Genomic DNA, 17,927 nt, shown 5'->3' with positions numbered 1-17,927 from the left:
CGGAATAAAATAAACGACAATTACTGGCGGTTAACCGCCAATATTTGTCGTTGCTATAAATTAGCAATACATTATATACTTGTTTCATAATAAAAATTTGATTGTTTTATACAAATTAACTAAATGATATTTGGGGTAGTGAACAAATCGGTGCACACATTTAAGTAACTATACCTTAATATAAATGTCTCAAAATCATCATACGGAGGTGTTATTAGAATGGAACTAGCTTTAAACAACAGATTTACTGAATTGTCAAAAAATGAATTGGAAGTTGTTGATGGAGGCTTTTTTGGACCTACTTTATTTGTTATTTGGGGAGTGAAAGTTACAGTCGGTCATTGTCTTGCGGCTGGAGCGGCCGTCGGAATTGCTGCTGGTGCAGCAGCAAACTAATTTAAAAGGAGGTATGTATCATGGATTCCAAATTCAATGAATTATCTAAGATTGAATTGTCCAGTATAGAAGGTGGAAGTGTGCTTGGTGTCTTAATGGCCGCTGGATATTTTGTTGGGTCTGCTGTAGTTGTAGGTGGAGTGACTTACAGCTTAAAAAAAGGGTTGGAATATCTTGGTTCATTGTTTTAAGGAGGATTTCTTTCCATATGAAAGATTTAGTTTTTAAAATTTTAAAGTATTCTACATTGTTTCTTGCACTTTACCTAGGTTCAATAATAGTAGTGAGTATATTCCGATTTTTAGGTGCTGAGTATAATAACGTTTCAAATGTAGCTTTTTCTGCAACTACTATAGCGTTTATATTGCTCATTTCTATAAACAAATTTAGAAATAAAAATTCAAGCAAGCACAATTCTAATTAATATCATATTACCTTAAAGTGAAATTTCAATATCATTACGTTGGGATAAAACTCAGCTAAAAAGAAAAAGGAATTCAGTTGATACTGGATTCCCTTTTCACTTAATCGCCATAATTTAAAGTTGACCTGAGCTATTCAGTATCTTAAACAAATAAATTTATCATTAGTTTTGATAATGTTGTTTTTCCAGAACCACTTTCTCCAACTAAGGCAACCTTCTCTCCCTGTTTAATTGATAGATTAATCTCTTTCAAAACCCAATCTCTTGTTCCATAGCGAAAATCTAGATTTTTCACTTCGATTTGGCCACGTAATGACTCAGGATTTATTTTCCGATCTTCATCTGGTGACTTCTCTGGCTCCAAGTCTAAAATATCTCCCAATCGGTCAGATGCAACAACAGCTGTTAATAAAGTTGGTTGTAAATTAATCAAATTTCTAATCGGATCAAGGAAATAAGCAAGTAATGCGTTAAACGTGATTAACTGACCAACAGATAATTTCCCTTGAATGACTTGATAGACACCGACCCAAAGAATGACTACACCACCAACTAATTCAACAAAAGAATTTAATGAACCTTGCGTGTTACTCATTGTGCCATGTTTAAAGATCGTTTTAATAAATTTGATAAAACGTGTTTCTGTTTCTAAATTTGCTTTTCTTTCTGCATTATAAGCTTTCACCGTTTCAATCCCATTAATCGATTCCACTAAGTATGATGTGAGTTGGGCATTTTCCTCCATCTCTTTTCGATTGGTCCGGTCATAGGGTTTTTGAAAAAGCCAGACAATCAATGCATAAATAGGAACTAAGATCGTTGCAACACCAAATAAAAAGCCACTTTGCATATACAATATAACACCACCAACAATGACCATTAAAACATCAATCATAACTGTTAGCGTCGCACTTGACATTGCATCCCTAACTTTAGACGCATCGTTAAATCGAGAGATAATCTCTCCTACTTTTCTCGTCCCAAAAAAGTTCATCGGTAAAGATAAGACGTGATGATAGTATCCGAGCATTAAGCTAATGTCTAATTTTTGGCCTAAATAGAGTAATAACTGCGATCGAAATAAATTGAGAATAACTTGTAAAGTGTATAAAAGAATAATTCCAATCGATATAATATGTAAGGTCTTACTTAAACCATAAGGCAAAATATCATCTATTAACAATTTAAAATAAAAAGCACCTAAGATTCCTAGTATTGTGTATAGAATTGATGCAAAAAAGATATGTGTAATCAATTTCTTTTGTGGTTTTAATAGACCGAAGAAACGTTGGAACAACCCCTTCGTCTCATCACCTTTTTCAAATTGTGGAGTCGGAACCATTAATATCAATACGCCTGTCCACATTTGAAAGAATTCTTCTGGTGTTTGTTTAACTAAGCCTTTGGCTGGATCAGCAATTAATATCTCATCTTTTGTAATCCGATGAATCACAACATAATGTTGCAATGACCCATCAACGACAATATGCGCAATTGCTGGTAAAGGGAATTCTCCAAAAAAAGCTTCTTGATTACCTTTGACACCCTTTGCAGTAAAACTTAGTTTTTCAGCGGCCTTTATTAAACCGTATGCACTTGTCCCTTGTTTATCAGTTCCTGCAACTTCACGTATTTTAGATATTGGTAATTTCAAACCGTATTGTTTAGATATTGTAGCCAAACAAGCTGCACCACAGTCAGTGATGTCTTGTTGTTTGATGCAGTGGTATTTTTTGAACATAACATAAAAAACCTCCATAATTATTTCATTAACTAGGTTCGTAATCTTGATTTTCACATGCAGTAAAATTCTAATATAGTTACGGAATAAAATAAACGACAATTACTGGCGGTTAACCGCCAACATTTGTCGTTGTTGTAAATTATCAATTCATTATATACTTAATGCGTTAATAAAAAAATAAGTATCTTGTACAAATTAACTCATCGATATTTAGGTAAGTGAACAATGGGTGCACACATTTAGTAGCTATGTCCTAATAAATAATTGATATAATTCTTGGAGGTGATAAATATGAATAATCTGTCATCTGTAGGTTTTTCAGAGCTAGATAGTGATGAGACCCTTAACATCAATGGGGGGCTTTCTGCAGCTGGTATAATAGCATTAGCAGCTCTTGGTTTATTTCTAATAGGTTCTATGGAAGGTTGTGCCAAAAAAGATCAAGGAAGATAATTATTTATTAAATGAAGGAGAAATCAAACATGAAAGAATTAAGTTCAAGTGAATTGTACGAAATTAATGGGGGGAAGATTACGGTTGACATTAATGAATTAGTACGTCAACTTAATCCCTATGAGATTGGGAAAAGTTTTGGTAGGAATGTGGTTCATCCATATATTTGGACACCAGCTAAAAATTTGTATAATAAAATATTTCGTTAAAAGTTAGAATTATACACCTCACTTTTTGAAGTGAGGTGTAATTACATAAAGCTGATGATATTATGATACACTAGGAGGTTTTAAAATGTTGTTTTTTATCCTTGCTTTAGTTATAACTGATATGGTTATTAAAACAATTATATATTTTAATTTTATGGATTTAAATGTTACATTTTTTAATGATTATTTAGGATTTACCCCCTATATTAACCAAGATCAAATGTCTATATTTAATTCTACTTTTAATTTAGGTATAAATACAACTACATTAACTATTCTAAATAGCGTCCTATTATTAATTCTCGTTCTTCTGTACTTCCGGATAAAAAGGGTTTTTGGTGTTGATAGACACGTTACATTCATCTTTATTCTATTTATTTCTGGAGCGATTTGTTCTATAACCGATAAGTTACTTTTAGGAGGCAGTCTGGATTATCTATTAATTAGTAGATGGATTTGTGATCTCAAAGATATTTATTTATATACAGGTTTTGTTTATTTAGTAATCTATTTAGTTAAAAATGCCGATACATCGGGATCTATCAAAGATGATTTTAATAAAGTAAAACAATTATTCAAATTAAATAGTAATACTGATAACTGATCTTTAATCGATAGATTAATATTCTAGTACCAGATCTCGCTTCGCATAACGGAAAACCATTTTTACATGACCACGTAATGGCTCAGGATTTATTATTCATTATGTAGTAAAATATTCATATTAGTATACTTTTGCAAGATAGATTAGGAGGATAAAATGAAATCATTAGTAAATATATTAAAGATTGTAGTTCTTTTCATTTCCCTTTTTACCATTAATATACTAGTAATGAGGGTTTTATCAAAAATGGGGTATTTTAAGTTCACCGAGGTAAATGGACTTTTATTATCACCATTGCTTACTACTATATTGTTGGTGTTTATTTATAAAAGACAGGATAAACAATTGTCTTGATTTCAATTTTTAGTTAATCACTTTAAATAATCGTAAGTTTCTTTAATTAGTCACCTAGAAAAATAAGTATTTACGGAAAGTAAGCTGGGTAGTGTAAAAAGTTCTATGAAAACTACCCGATAATAAAAACTCTCATCTATTTTGAAGGAGAAAAATAACCGCCATCGCCCTTGACAAACACGACAACGATTTACCTGTGGGGTGTCAAGGGCGAAGGGAACAAAAGTAGGCATGACAAATAGCCCTTGACTTTTACTAGTATAAATCGCTGTCTAGTTCGGTTTGTCAAGGGTTCGCTTCGCCGGTGGCTGAATGGTCGGGCTCAGCTTTCCGGTTATCACACAGATGACCATGCGGATGAATTAAAATATGAACCGATGTTTACCACGATTCTGGATAAGAGACGATTAGCTTCACAACCGACGCTGTCACGCCTAAATCAAAAATTTGATCAAGAAACGATGAAGCAACTCCAACAGGTTAATCAAAAATTAAATCGGCGAATTCAAACGATTCAGCCGAGTGAGCATTTTGTTTTTGATTTGGATTCGGCAATTTTCACGACCTGTGGTCATCAATATGGCACAGACTACAATGCCCATTATCAAACAAACGGTTACCATCCACTCGTATTATTTGATGGCTTAACGGGTGATTGCATCAAAGCAGCTCTTCGTGCAGGTAATGTTTATACGTCTCGCAATGTCGTTAGCTTTGTTGGTCCTGTGATCAAGGAATATAAAAAAATAAATCCAAGTGCAACTATCGCTGTCAGGGGTGATAGTGGATTCGCTGTCCCTGCCCTGTATGAATTATGCGAAGAACATGAGCTCAAGTACGCCATTCGCCTGAAATCCAATAATTGTCACGAACTTAAGCTACCTCCCTAAAAACATCGTCAAATTTTATCAAAACCGTGGGACGATGGAGAATTTCATTAAAGAAGGAAAAAGTGGCTTTGCGTTCAATCGATTAAGCAGTCCTAACTTTTACACAAATGCGACAAAGCTACAAATTGCCTTACTCGCCTACAATTTTGCGAATTGGTTTCGCCGACTCTGCTTACCAAAAGCATGAATAACAGCACCGTAGCAACTGTTAGAATTAAGCTGATTAAAATAGCAGGTAAAGTAATCAATACAGCCCGTTATACGACCTTCAAACTATGTAGCAGTTGTCTTTATAAAAAACAATTTTGGTTCGCCCTGAAAAAATTCAAGGCATACCACTTATTGAGTGACCCAATCAATAGCCATCCATCATTTAAAAAACCGAACTCATCCCGAGGGATAAGTGTGCCCATTTTTAAGCATAATGTCAAAACAAGGGCAATTTTAAGTGAAAATTTAACTGGCATCCAAACTTATTTAGTCATAAAAAATAAATTTCCCTGACTATCATTCGTTTTTAGCAAATTAATAGGAGAAACACTTATAAAAAATCAAGTTATGAATAATGCAGGATATATCTTAAAACAGAAAGTACTGTAAAGATCTTAACTTAATTTTGCAAAGTCGGATTGACCTTTATCAATCTTACCTGTTGAAACGTTAACTGATTGACCTTCTTCCAAATTGGTGAAAATCACAGGTGTAATCGTAGATGTCGCGTGTTCACGGATATAATCAAGGTCCATCTTGATAATCACATCACCTTTTTTAACTGTTTGACCTTCTTCTAATACCTGAGTGAAACCTTTACCTTCTAATTTTACTGTGTCAATTCCAATGTGGATCAGAACTTCTAATCCATTATCTGATTCAATACCTATTGCGTGTTTTGTCGGGAAAATGTTTAAAATCTTACCATCAACAGGACTGATTACTTCGCCAACTGTTGGATTGATTGCAAAACCATCACCCATCATTTTTTGTGAAAAAACTTGATCTGGTACTTCGGTAATTGGCATTAATTCACCAGTCATTGGGCTAACAAGATCTAGTGTATCAACATTGACATCTGTTTTTGCTGTTTGTTTACTTTCATCAATTGGGCTTGGTGTTTTGCCATCGATAATATCTTGGATTTGACCACGGATTGTATCTGATACCGGTCCATATATTGCTTGAATATTATTACCGACTTCCATGACCCCACTTGCACCTAACTCCTTAAGTCGTGCTTTGTTAACTTCCTTAATATCTTTAACACTAATACGTAAACGTGTAATACATGCATCCAAATTTGTAATGTTATTTTCTCCGCCTAATGCATGAAGAATTTCAAATGGGCGGTCATCTTTACTACTTCCTTGTTCAGCTTTATCTTCTTCAACTTCTCGACCTGGTGTTAATAAATTAAATTTCGTAATCGCGAAACGGAAACCAAAATAGTAGATAACACTAAAGATTAAACCAATAATGATTACCCACCACCAGTCAGTACGGTTAGGTAATACACCAAATAGCATAAAATCAATTAATCCGCCAGAGAAAGTCATCCCAATTTTAACGTCAAGCAAATACATCGACATAAATGATAAACCTGCGAAAATAGCGTGAATACCGAATAAAATTGGCGCAACAAATAAGAATGAGAACTCTAGTGGTTCTGTAATCCCTGTTAAGAATGATGTTAATGCAGCTGATAGCATTAAACCGCCCACAACCTTTTTCTTTTCTGGACGTGCTTTATGATAGATCGCTAAAGCAGCAGCTGGTAAACCAAACATCATAAATGGAAACTTACCTGTCATGAAGTTACCTGCAGTAAAGTTTACACCGTCTTTTAATTGTGAGAAGAAAATGGCTTGGTCGCCACGAACAACCTCACCTGCTTGTGACACATATTCGCCAAACTCATACCAGAATGGTGAATAGAAAATATGATGTAAACCAAATGGAATGAGCGAACGCTCGATTACTCCAAAAACAAAAGTTGAAATTGTACGGTTTGTATCAAGCATTAAATGTGATAACGAATTTAAAGCGTCTTGAGCGTATGGCCAAATATAAACCATCACTATACCTAAAAGTAATGATGAAAATGCTGTAATAATTGGAACAAAGCGCTTCCCTGCAAAGAAACCTAAAAAGGCAGGCAATTCAATTTTAAAATATTTATTAAATAAATATGAAGCCAAGACCCCAACAATAATTCCTCCAAATACACCTGTTTGTAAAGTATTAATACCGAGTATTTGTGTATAAGCAGGTTCTAAAGTCATTTCAGGTGTTACACCTGCGAATACACCCATTGTCACATTCATAATTAAAAAACCAATAATTGCAGCAAGTCCTGCAACACCGTCACCTCTTGATAAACCAATTGCAACACCTACAGCGAAGAGTAACGGTAAATTATCAAAAATAATTCCACCTGCTTGGTTCATAATCTCTAATATGAGCTGAACACCTTCATTTCCAAACCATGGAAATTGTTCAACCCAAGTTTCCTGTGAAAAGCTTGCACCAAACGCAAGTAATATACCTGCAGCTGGTAGTAACGCTACTGGTAACATAAGTGACTTACCAATCTTTTGTAATGTACCAAAAATATTTGACATCTTTCTTTCCTCCTAATATTTGTGACGCAATTAAATATCGAGCTTAGTTATATTAATTCGAAAATCATTTAATCTTAATAAATAAAAAAGGCATGAGTGAGCATGCATCAAGAATATAGAAAATCTATATTTCAAATGCAAATTCACTCATGCCTGATCGAATCAGTAACACGTTTATATTTTATTCGTAAGCCTTCGTAAATGAATCGTCAAATATAAAACTTCTGACTCACTTATAGGTTTATTTAACTGCTTCTGCATAACTTTAACTAACTTCCAGGCTAGATTATAGCATATCGGATATGTCGTTTTCAAGACATTTTTTAAGTATTCTTCTTTACCAAGTAGATTGTCCTGATTAACACGATCAATTGCTCGATGTAAATGTTGCAGCAAGCGATTGTAATTAACATCATCTTTATTTATTGTTATGTTTAAATTTTCCTCTATCAATTCCACCATTAAAGCTATTAGTTCATGGTGACGATTTAAATCTCGAATCTTCCGATCTGTAATTGCACTATGAATATGAAGCGCAATAAAGCCCGTCTCCCCTTCAGGAAACTCAACCCCTAATTCCTCTTTTATTTGTTTAACTATATTTTGAGCAACTTTATATTCTTTAGGATAAAGTGATTTGATTTCAAATAAAAATGGGTTACTAAACTGAATCTTTGAATCAGCACGTTTAATCGCGAAACTCAAGTGATCTGTCAAAGCTATGTGAATATGCTCGTTTAGTGGCCTATCCATCTGTGCTTCAATGTAGAAAATAATATCATTTAAGAACTCAATCAGTGCTGGATCTTGATGTTTAATAAGTGTTTGATATTGTTCAATTTCTATTTTATCTGTTAAAACAAAAGTTTTTTCTGCTTCTGAAACGCTGATTGTATCACCTTTTTTTCGATTAAAGCCGATTCCTTTACCAATTAGTACAACCTCTTCTAGTAACGGTCCCTTTGCAATAACTACATTATTATTAAGAGCCTGCTTAACTCTTATTTCTTTCTCCATTTTGTTTCCTCCACCTACTGGATAAATATTATTATTATCCTAGCCGTTTTACTCTAAATAAACAAGTAAATTGTTTAACTCATATTTTTCATCAATTACAATCTAGCACCATAACAACCATTTACTTCAAGATACTTTCATAAAAAAATCACCCCACATATACATTGAGGTGATTTTTATAAATTATTTTTTCTTCATTTGCTTACTTCTCAATTGACCACAAGCTGCATCAATGTCAGAGCCTTGCTCGACGCGGACACCGCAGTTAATGCCTTGCTTTAATAGAACTTCGTAAAAGTCTACAATCGTTTGTTTTTCACTTCGTTCGTATTGATTATGTTCTTCAACAGGGTTGTATGGAATCAAGTTCACATATGATAAATGGCGCTTATCCTTTAATAAGTTAACCAGCTGAAGTGCATGCTCTTTTTGATCATTGACACCTTTTAATAAAATATACTCAAATGTGACACGGCGATTTGTTTTTTCTAAATAGTAATCGATCGCATCCATTAACTTCTCGATTGGGAAAGCTCGATTAATCTTCATAATGCTTGTCCGTAACTCATTGTTAGGCGCATGAAGAGAAACTGCTAAATTCACCTGTAACTGCTCATCTGCAAATGCTCTAATTTTATGAGCTAAGCCACTCGTTGAAACAGTTATATGTCTCGCTCCAATTGCTAAACCATCTGGATCATTTACCGTTCTTAAAAAGTTCATCGTATTGTCGTAGTTGTCAAATGGTTCACCAATTCCCATCACAACGATATGACTAACCTTTTCACCTTTACCTTGCTCGTCTAATAATTTTTGGATCCGAACAATTTGCTCAACAATTTCACCACTTGTTAAGTCGCGGTTTTTCTTTAGTAAACCACTTGCACAAAATGTACAGCCAATATTACAGCCTACCTGTGTAGTCACGCAGACTGATAGACCGTATGGAAAACGCATCAATACCGTCTCAATTAGGTTACCATCTGTCAGTTTGAATAATAATTTCATCGTACCATCTTTTGATACTTGTCTAATTTCTTCTGTTAATTTATGAAGTGTAAAATGACTATTGAGTAATTCGCGTGTTTGTTTATTTAAATTTGTCATTTGGTCAAAGCTATCTACACGTTTAACGTAGAGCCAATCCCAAACTTGTTTTGCTCGAAACTTCTGCTGTCCTTGTTCAATAAACCAAGCTGTTAATTGTGCTTGTGTTAAATCGTAAATCGATTTTTTCATTTCCATTTATATGCTCCTTACTAAAAATCAAACCAGTTTTATTTGAATATGCTCATTCTAAACTACTAAAAAATCTCCATAAAAAAATGCTCCTAAATCAGTCCTCATCAGCTAAGCATACGTGACTGAATGGAACAACCTCACAAATAGTTATTATAGCATAAAAAATCAATTGTTAATGTATTTTCTTTCGTTATTGCTAATATGTATGATCCAATCTTCCCCAAATAGTTGATAGAAATGTTTTAATTAAAAATGGCGTTGTCACGTCAATCGACGTAACAACACCATAAAACCAAACTTACTATTATTCAGCTGGAATCCATTCGTTTACTTTGTCACGGTTTGCTTCAACCCAAGCTGAAGCAGCATCTTCTGGAGATGAACCTTGAGAAATTTCTAACATTACTGTTTCCATATCTTCAGAGCTCCAATTGAAATTATCTAAAATTTCATAAGCTAAAGGACTATCCTCTTTAAGTCCAAAGCGTACCATTGTATCGATTGTTTCAGCATCACCGAATGTATTTTTTTCATCTTCTAAATATTTTAGATCAAACTCGGCAAATTTCCAGTGTGGTGACCAACCTGTCACAACAATTGGCTCTTCATTATTATATGCTTGTCTTAATGCTGTTGCCATTGCACCACTTGATGATGTATCAACAGTCCAGCCTTCTAAGTTATAATCTTCAAGTGCTTGCTCAGCTGCTTGAACTACACCAGCGCCTGGTTCAATCGCTGTAATTGAACCGCCAAACTCATCAGTAAAATCATTTAAATCAGTAATTGAATTCACATCTTCCATATATGCAGGTAAGACAAGACCAATTTTTGCACCTTCTAAATTAGCACCTAAGTGTTCCATTTTATCATGGTACTGTTCATAAAGTGCACCATGTGTTGCTGGTAACCATGCTGCTACCATACCATCTGCATCACCAGTTGCAACAGCTTCCCACATAATTGCATTATCAATTGGTGTTTTCTCAACATCGTAACCTTGTTCTTCTAGAACGTGTGCAATAACATGTGTTGATGCAACCTCTGTATCCCATTCAACATAAACTAATTCTAATTCTGTTTCTCCAAGATTACCATTTGCTGCTTGATCACCTGTTGCTGTATCATTCGCATCGTTATCCCCATTACTACCACATGCAGCTAAAAATAGTGATAATACTAGAACTAAAGCTAAACTTGTTTTTTTCCATGTAAATTTAAACATTAAATCGTCTCCCCTATTATCTATTTAATCTTCCTCAATGGAAGTATTTCTTTAATTTCAAACTTATTTCTTATAAAAACTTTGTGTGAAGCGGTCCATTATAATCGCTAAAATTACAATTGATACACCAGCAACAAACCCTGGACCTGCTTGTGCACGTTGAAGTGCTGATATAACTGGTCGACCTAATCCTGGTGCTCCAATCATTGAAGCAATGACAACCATAGATAGTGACAACATAACCGTTTGGTTAATTCCTGCCATAATTGTTGTCTTAGCCATTGGTAATTCAACTTTAAATAAACGTTGAAAACCAGTACTACCAAATGCTTCAGCCGCTTCAATTAATTCTGTTGAAACTTGGCGAATAGCTAAATTGGTAAATCTTACAGTCGGTGGTGTTGCAAAGATTAATGATGCAAACACTCCTGGTACCATACCGATACTAAAGAATACAACTGCTGGAATTAAATAAACGAAAGCCGGCATTGTTTGCATAAAGTCTAATGTAGGCAACATAATTGCTTCAACTGTACGACTTTTCGACATTAAGATACCGATTGGCACACCGATGATAATCGACAGCAGACTCGCTATCAGAACAAGTGTGAATGTCGACATAAATTCAGTCCATAATCCTTGATTATAAACAAACAATAAACCAATTAACGAAAATATTGCTAAACCAAATTTCCGTCCGGTAATGAAAAATGCTCCAACGACAACAACGAGTATGACAATTGCGACCGGAATATTATCAAGAAAATCTGCAATCCATGACATAAAATCTCCGAAATCTTCTCTAATCGGATTGAAAATAAATGCGAATGTGCTCGTAATCCACTCAACAATTTTATCGACCCACTCTGCTACTGGTAACTTTGGTATAAAATCAAACATGATTCACGACCCCTCCTTCACTTGCTAAAGCCGCTATCACAGAACCTCTAATGATAATACCAACCAATTTCCCATTATCGATAACAGCAATTGGAATGGGTGAGTCATGAATAAGATCAAATATCTCTTGCATTGGCTTATCACGATTAACTGTTGGTACACTTGGATTTATCACTTCAGATAAATCTCGGATATTATCCTTAATCGCTTGTGAAGCAGCCTCAGCAGTTAAATAGCCTTGTAAATTACGATTACTATCTACGATATATATCCCTGATAACCCTTCTTCTCTCATCCGTTCTAGTGCAACACGAGGACCGTGTTTATCAATATTAATAGTTTCAGGTCGTCTCATGATGTTTTCAGCAACCAATACTTTTGAACGATCAACATCTTGGACAAATCGCTCAACATAATCATTTGCTGGATTAACAAGAATTTCTTCAGGCGTCCCGATTTGAACAATTGATCCATCTCGCATTAATGCAATTCGGTCACCTAGTCTCAACGCCTCATCTAAATCGTGAGTAATAAATATAATCGTTTTTTTCATTTTTTGCTGTAATTCAATTAACTCATCTTGCATATCTTTTCTGATCAGCGGATCTAATGCAGAAAACGCCTCATCCATTAATAATACTTCTGGATCATTAGCTAATGCACGCGCCAAGCCGACACGCTGTTGCATACCACCTGACAATTGATCTGGATACTGATCAATGTAATTACCTAATCCAACTAATTCAAGTGCGTGTTTTGCTTTTTCCAAACGCTCTTTCTTGGGCATTCCTTGCACTTCTAAACCGTATACCGCATTTTCTAAAATAGTCCGAAACGGAAATAAACCAAACTTTTGAAAAACCATACTTAACTTTTGACGTCGCACACGGCGTAAGTCTTCTTTGTTCATCGTTGCTAAATCTTCACCGTTAACCTTCACACTTCCCTCTGTCGGTTCGATTAATCGATTAATCAAACGAATAAGTGTTGATTTTCCACTACCAGATAAGCCCATGATGACAAATATCTCACCTTGGTTAACTGTAAAATTTGCACGATTTACGCCTACTGTGTCACCTGTTTCTTTTAATACGTCTTCTTTCTTTTTTCCCTGATCTAATAGCTCTATTGACTGCTTAATATTTTTTCCAAATATTTTAGATAGGTTTTTTATCTCTATGATTGGCAACTTTGTCCACCCCTTCTTGCTTTAGCCCTGCTTCTATAAAGACCCGACTATTTTTTTGTCTACTTTGAAACTAATATGTTCGGCATCTCTATATCCATAAAAATGACACTTTGTTACTATAACCTTTATCGCAGGTAACATTCAAACAACAAATTTCGTTATTTTCGTATGTATAATACGGTCAGTTTATACTGATTGTCCATTTTAGATAGTTTTCTTAGAATTGCTCTGTTTTCCTCTCATTTTCATAAGGATATGCTCTAATTAGTATGTATTTATTGAATTGTTTTCAATATATGTTATTTTATGTAATGAGTTTTTGTAAAATAAAATAAGCCACCCTTAATTGGATGGCTTAATATAACTGAATAAATCTATTATTTTGTATTAATTTGTTTCCGTTACGCATGCAACTAATGCGTCAATTGCCTCTTCTCCGTCAGAGCCATCACTAAATAGCGTAATCGTATCTCCGCTTGCAATGGCTAGACTTAGCACGCCCATTATACTTTTCGCATTAATGCGACGGCCTTTTTTCTCTAAATAAATTTCTGCTGCAAATCGATTTGCTTCACGTACAAATTTCGCGGCCTTATCTGCTTGTAATCCCGGCTCAACCGCAACAACTACTGACTTCTCAACCATATTAAAGCGCTCCTCTCAAATTTACCATTAAAGCTATTTAAGTATATGATGACTTACAACTTAATTATAACCTAATAATGACTTGATTTGAAGAACCCGTTTAAAAAATGTAAAAAATAATCATTTAATTAATATGGCTTTTTTAGTCCTTGTTCCTGTCTAATTTGATCAGCGATTTGATCAATTCGCTTTAAGCGATGATTAACTCCTGATTTACTAATCTTAGCACCAGTAACCATTTCCCCAAGTTCCTTTAATGATGCATCTTGGTGTTCAACCCTAAGCTTAGCAATTTCTTGTAGCTTAACGGGCAAAGTTTCTAGGCCAACAACTTGATCAATTAATTTAATGTTTTCAACCTGTCTAAAGGCTGCACCAATAGTTTTATTTAAGTTGGCAGTTTCACAGTTTACTAACCGATTAACTGAGTTACGCATGTCCCGCATAATCCGGACGTCCTCAAATTTAAATAAAGCTTGGTGTGCACCTGTTAAGTTGAGAAACTCTGTTATTTTCTCTGACTCTTTAATATACGTAATGTATCCGTTACGTCGTTCGAGAATTTTCGCTCGTAAATCAAAACGATTCATTAACTCACAAAGTGACTGATTATGTTCTTCATAAGCATTAGCAATTTCCAAATGATATGATGACGTTTCAGGGTTATTAACTGACCCACCAGCTAAAAAAGCCCCTCGCAAATATGCTCGTCTACAACAATCTTTTGCTAAGTATTTATCAGATATAGTTCGGATCAATGAGAAGGGTTCAGCTAGAATATGTAAGCTTTGAAGGATATCCTTTGCCCCTTCTTCAATTCGGGCAATATAGACATTATTTTTCTTTAACTTCATCTTTTTACGGACGAGTAATTTTATTGGATATGGATATGTTGATTTAATTAATGTATAAATACGTCTTGCAATAGCAGCATTCTCTGTTTGAATATCTAACACATAAGATTCACGAGCAATTGAAATCGCCCCATTCATCCGGATCAATGCTGCTAATTCTGCTTCCTTACAACAATCATCATTTTCTATTTGAGTCATTTCCTTTTTAATCTCTGATGCAAACGACATGGTGATCTCACCTCCCTAATTTTTAGGATCGATACCAATTAAAGAACAAAGTATTTCCGCCACCTTTTTATTATCATGGCGTAAATATTTTTGGTTTTCATCAATAATATCTGCTTCAATAATTTCTAATCCAAGTGAAGCCAATCGATCTAAATCATATTCTACTGGTTCTGCATTTTCTTCAGCATATTTTTCTCTTACGGATTCAGTAATTTGTTTATTATGAACGATGATCTTATCAAGACAGCCTTCACCAACATGATCAATAATTGCTTGCGCATGATCAGCAGCTGTATAACCAGCAGTTTCGCCTACTTGGGTCATCACATTACAAACATAAACAACCTTACCTTTTGCTTCTCTTAAAGCACTAGCAATTTGAGGAACGACTAGATTGGGTAATGTACTTGTATATAAACTTCCTGGAGAAATGACGACAAGATCCGACTCTTTAATAGCTGTAATCGCTTCTGGTAAAGGGACAATAGTTTCAGGTTCAACGAAAACTCGTTTGATTTTTTTATTTGCTAATGGAATTTTAGATTCACCTGTAACAATTTCACCATCGAGCATTTCTGCATTTAGTACAACATTTTGATTTGCAATTGGGTAGATTCTACCTTTAACATTAAAAACTCGGGCAATTTCCTTAATTCCAGTGTAAAAATCACCTGTTACGGCAGTCATCGCAGCTAAGAATAAATTCCCCATTGAATGACCCATAAGTCCTTCTCCATTAGTGAATCGATGTTGAAATAACTTTTCCATCATCGGTTCAACTTCTGATAATGCAGCAATTACATTTCGAATATCGCCAGGTGCTGGCATTGACATTTCTGTTCTTAGCCGACCTGAACTACCGCCATCATCGGCGACAGTCACAATTGCTGCTAAGTGAATTGGGTAATGCTTTAGTCCACGTAAAAGGACAGGCATCCCTGTCCCACCACCTATAACGGTGACTTTTTTGTTTTTGGATTTCATTAGTTTAACGGCCCTTTCTTTTATCAATATCTCGATGTGAAACATGAGTAATATACTGATTTGAAAAATACTTCGAATAGTATTCAGCAAGTGTTACAGAACGATGTTGTCCCCCCGTACAGCCAATCGCGATAACAAGTTGAGACTTTCCTTCTTTTTTATATTGTGGCAACATAAAACTTAATAAATCCGATAATTTTTCGTTAAATTTCTGTGTCTCAGTCCACTTCAATACATAATCACTCACATCTTTATTTAAACCAGTCAACGGCTGTAGATGTTCAACATAGTGAGGATTCGGTAAGAATCGGACATCAAAAACTAAATCGGCATCTATCGGCATACCGTACTTGAATCCAAATGAAACAAAATGAATTGAAAATATTTTTTGTTTCTCTTCGCCGTACTTAGCAATAATCTTTTCACGTAATTCTTTGGGCTTTAAGTTTGTCGTATCAATAAAGAATTGTGCACGACCACGTAAGTCAGCAAGCATTCTTCGTTCTAGATTAATTCCTTCAAGAGGTAACCCTCCCGGAGCTAATGGATGATTTCTTCTTGTTTCTTTATATCTTGAAACAAGCATTTTATCTTGGGCATCTAAAAATAATATGTGTTCTTCTAGCCAATCAGATTCGGCTAAATGATCAAGCGCATCAAACAATGAATCAAAAAATTCTCTACCACGTAAATCCATGACAAGTGCTACTTTATTGATCGTATTATTTGCGTCCTTCATAAGTTCAACCAGTTTCGGTAATAGAGCTGGAGGCAAGTTGTCAACACAGTAATAACCTAAATCCTCAAAACTTTGAACAGCAACAGTCTTTCCCGCACCTGACATCCCTGTTATAATGACGAGCTTCGTTTCTTGACTGCTTGTCATAATTAAACTTCCTCCCTCTAATTTATTGTTCATTCACTCGATAATCATTTAATTGATCATCCTCATCAAGATCAAAACTTGCATACAGACGTTTTTTCTTAGTTAAAAGTGCTTGATGGATAAAGCGATCACTCGGAGCAGTTGGAATAGAATCAATTTCTGAAATTGGGATCCATTCAAGTTCACCCTCAGGAGACTCATCAACTAATTCACCTGAAAAGCGATCAGTAATAAATGTAAACATCATCCACTCTTTTAACGCGGCTGATGCAGAAGCTTTTGTCATTGTCGCAACACTAGATAATTGAGGACCTATGATCGTTAAACCAGTTTCTTCTCTAACCTCTCTAATTACTGATTCATACACCGATTCGCCAGCTTCCATCTTTCCTCCTGGCATTGCATACCAACCACGTCGAGGTTTTTTCAGTAGTAAAACTTCCTCACCTTTGATAATTAAACAATTAGTCACACGTTGCAAATTGACTCACTCATTTCTACTATATTCAGATTTCATTATACTATAACTGGCTAAGACTGACTAGCAATCCAATTTGAGTTAGGCTCAAGCAGACAGCTGGAATTTTCGTGTGATTTAGTTATAGAATCATTCTTTTAACAAAAGTTATCTTAGACTATTTTTCAAAAATTGATCTAGGTCAATTATTTAATTAGGAAAACAGGATATCATGAACTTAATCATAAAAGACTAACTTAATTAAAGGAGAATCTGACTATGTCAAAAGCAACGATTTCTTTAGAAGATTTAGCATGTCCATCATGTATGCAAAAAATTGAAGGTGCTGTAAAAAATGTTGCGGGTGTTGATAAAGATAGCGTAAAAGTTCTATTCAACTCAAGCAAAGTAAAGTTAGATTTTGATGCTGACGTAACACCAATTGAATCAATTGAACAAGCTATTGAAAAAATGGGCTATTCAGTCATTAAATCAAAAGTTAAACCTTCATAATGCTTGAATTAACTAAATATCAAGTTTAGCGATGCTAGAGCTTAGATTTATGCAGATCAGATTTTTCTTAAATATTTTGCATACTGCTATGCTCTAGT

The 17,927-nt window shown here is 34.7% G+C and carries 20 protein-coding genes and 1 pseudogene; 9 read left to right on the top strand and 12 right to left on the bottom strand.

Going from position 1 to position 17,927, the window contains the following annotated elements:
* Positions 1-219: 219 nt before the first annotated feature.
* Genes AXY_RS12510 through AXY_RS03770 form a run of 3 tightly spaced genes read left to right on the top strand, consistent with a single transcriptional unit; the run spans position 220 to position 820 of the window.
* Positions 220-396, top strand: coding sequence for a class IIb bacteriocin, lactobin A/cerein 7B family (locus AXY_RS12510; RefSeq protein WP_015009453.1), 177 nt, complete (start codon positions 220-222; stop codon positions 394-396).
* A gap of 20 nt (positions 397-416) precedes the next feature.
* Positions 417-587 (top strand): hypothetical protein, encoded by a 171-nt coding sequence (locus AXY_RS12745; protein ID WP_015009452.1) that lies wholly within the window; start codon positions 417-419, stop codon positions 585-587.
* A gap of 17 nt (positions 588-604) precedes the next feature.
* Positions 605-820 carry a hypothetical protein gene (locus AXY_RS03770; protein ID WP_041450098.1) on the top strand — a complete coding sequence of 72 codons (216 nt, stop codon included), beginning with the start codon at positions 605-607 and terminating at the stop codon, positions 818-820.
* A gap of 142 nt (positions 821-962) precedes the next feature.
* On the opposite strand, the gene AXY_RS03765 is transcribed toward AXY_RS03770, so the two are convergent.
* A complete protein-coding gene (locus AXY_RS03765; RefSeq protein WP_015009451.1) occupies positions 963-2,561 on the bottom strand; it encodes a peptidase domain-containing ABC transporter in 1,599 nt (532 codons plus the stop codon).
* Between the two features lie 294 nt (positions 2,562-2,855).
* Between AXY_RS03765 and AXY_RS12740 the strand changes: the two genes are divergently transcribed.
* From AXY_RS12740 to AXY_RS13170, 5 genes and pseudogenes are all read left to right on the top strand, one after another.
* Complete coding sequence (locus AXY_RS12740) at positions 2,856-3,017, top strand: hypothetical protein (protein ID WP_015009450.1); 162 nt, start codon at positions 2,856-2,858, stop codon at positions 3,015-3,017.
* 29 nt (positions 3,018-3,046) lie between these two features.
* Positions 3,047-3,226 (top strand): hypothetical protein, encoded by a 180-nt coding sequence (locus tag AXY_RS03760; RefSeq protein WP_015009449.1) that lies wholly within the window; start codon positions 3,047-3,049, stop codon positions 3,224-3,226.
* 85 nt (positions 3,227-3,311) lie between these two features.
* Positions 3,312-3,830: a signal peptidase II gene (locus tag AXY_RS03755; RefSeq protein ID WP_015009448.1), complete on the top strand. Its 519-nt coding sequence runs from the start codon at positions 3,312-3,314 to the stop codon at positions 3,828-3,830.
* Positions 3,831-4,429: 599 nt separating this feature from the next.
* On the top strand, positions 4,430-5,074 hold the full coding sequence (locus tag AXY_RS12225) for a transposase (protein WP_015009447.1): 645 nt from the start codon (positions 4,430-4,432) through the stop codon (positions 5,072-5,074).
* Positions 5,043-5,578 (top strand): annotated as a pseudogene (locus tag AXY_RS13170) (transposase). The gene AXY_RS12225 and the pseudogene AXY_RS13170 overlap by 32 nt, the downstream one beginning before the upstream one ends.
* A 101-nt stretch (positions 5,579-5,679) precedes the next feature.
* On the opposite strand, the gene ptsG reads toward AXY_RS13170, so the two are convergent.
* The 11 genes from ptsG to AXY_RS03690 all read right to left on the bottom strand — a co-directional run bounded on the left by ptsG (position 5,680) and on the right by AXY_RS03690 (position 17,331).
* Positions 5,680-7,689, bottom strand: a complete 2,010-nt coding sequence (ptsG, locus tag AXY_RS03740; RefSeq protein WP_015009444.1) for a glucose-specific PTS transporter subunit IIBC — start codon at positions 7,687-7,689, stop codon at positions 5,680-5,682.
* A 174-nt stretch (positions 7,690-7,863) separates the two neighbouring features.
* On the bottom strand, positions 7,864-8,706 hold the full coding sequence (gene glcT, locus AXY_RS03735) for a glucose PTS transporter transcription antiterminator GlcT (RefSeq protein ID WP_015009443.1): 843 nt from the start codon (positions 8,704-8,706) through the stop codon (positions 7,864-7,866).
* 183 nt (positions 8,707-8,889) lie between these two features.
* A complete protein-coding gene (gene rlmN / locus AXY_RS03730; RefSeq protein WP_041450253.1) occupies positions 8,890-9,945 on the bottom strand; it encodes a 23S rRNA (adenine(2503)-C(2))-methyltransferase RlmN in 1,056 nt (351 codons plus the stop codon).
* A gap of 307 nt (positions 9,946-10,252) precedes the next feature.
* Positions 10,253-11,173 carry a glycine betaine ABC transporter substrate-binding protein gene (locus AXY_RS03725; RefSeq protein WP_015009441.1) on the bottom strand — a complete coding sequence of 307 codons (921 nt, stop codon included), beginning with the start codon at positions 11,171-11,173 and terminating at the stop codon, positions 10,253-10,255.
* Positions 11,174-11,236: 63 nt separating this feature from the next.
* Entirely contained in the window at positions 11,237-12,073 is an 837-nt protein-coding gene (locus tag AXY_RS03720; protein ID WP_015009440.1) for an ABC transporter permease, read from the bottom strand.
* The gene (locus AXY_RS03715; RefSeq protein ID WP_015009439.1) at positions 12,066-13,262 is read right to left on the bottom strand and encodes a quaternary amine ABC transporter ATP-binding protein; all 1,197 of its coding nucleotides are present in this window, start codon (positions 13,260-13,262) and stop codon (positions 12,066-12,068) included. Before AXY_RS03715 ends, AXY_RS03720 begins: the two co-directional genes overlap by 8 nt.
* Before the next feature lie 387 nt (positions 13,263-13,649).
* Positions 13,650-13,907 carry an HPr family phosphocarrier protein gene (locus AXY_RS03710; RefSeq protein ID WP_015009438.1) on the bottom strand — a complete coding sequence of 86 codons (258 nt, stop codon included), beginning with the start codon at positions 13,905-13,907 and terminating at the stop codon, positions 13,650-13,652.
* 128 nt (positions 13,908-14,035) lie between these two features.
* Positions 14,036-14,989 (bottom strand): DNA-binding protein WhiA, encoded by a 954-nt coding sequence (gene whiA, locus AXY_RS03705; protein ID WP_015009437.1) that lies wholly within the window; start codon positions 14,987-14,989, stop codon positions 14,036-14,038.
* 15 nt (positions 14,990-15,004) lie between these two features.
* Positions 15,005-15,973, bottom strand: coding sequence for a gluconeogenesis factor YvcK family protein (locus AXY_RS03700; protein WP_015009436.1), 969 nt, complete (start codon positions 15,971-15,973; stop codon positions 15,005-15,007).
* A gap of 4 nt (positions 15,974-15,977) precedes the next feature.
* Positions 15,978-16,859, bottom strand: a complete 882-nt coding sequence (gene rapZ, locus AXY_RS03695) for an RNase adapter RapZ (protein WP_015009435.1) — start codon at positions 16,857-16,859, stop codon at positions 15,978-15,980.
* Between the two features lie 22 nt (positions 16,860-16,881).
* Positions 16,882-17,331, bottom strand: a complete 450-nt coding sequence (locus AXY_RS03690) for an 8-oxo-dGTP diphosphatase (protein ID WP_231841426.1) — start codon at positions 17,329-17,331, stop codon at positions 16,882-16,884.
* Between the two features lie 264 nt (positions 17,332-17,595).
* Here AXY_RS03690 and AXY_RS03685 point away from each other — a divergent pair, with 264 nt between their 5' ends.
* Positions 17,596-17,829, top strand: a complete 234-nt coding sequence (locus AXY_RS03685) for a heavy-metal-associated domain-containing protein (protein ID WP_015009433.1) — start codon at positions 17,596-17,598, stop codon at positions 17,827-17,829.
* The last annotated feature ends 98 nt before the right edge of the window (positions 17,830-17,927 follow it).

This window comes from Amphibacillus xylanus NBRC 15112, from assembly GCF_000307165.1.
Classification (GTDB): domain Bacteria; phylum Bacillota; class Bacilli; order Bacillales; family Amphibacillaceae; genus Amphibacillus; species Amphibacillus xylanus.
The sequence above is the reverse complement of the archived record's forward strand: the minus strand, read 5'-3'. Positions and strand labels throughout refer to the sequence as shown.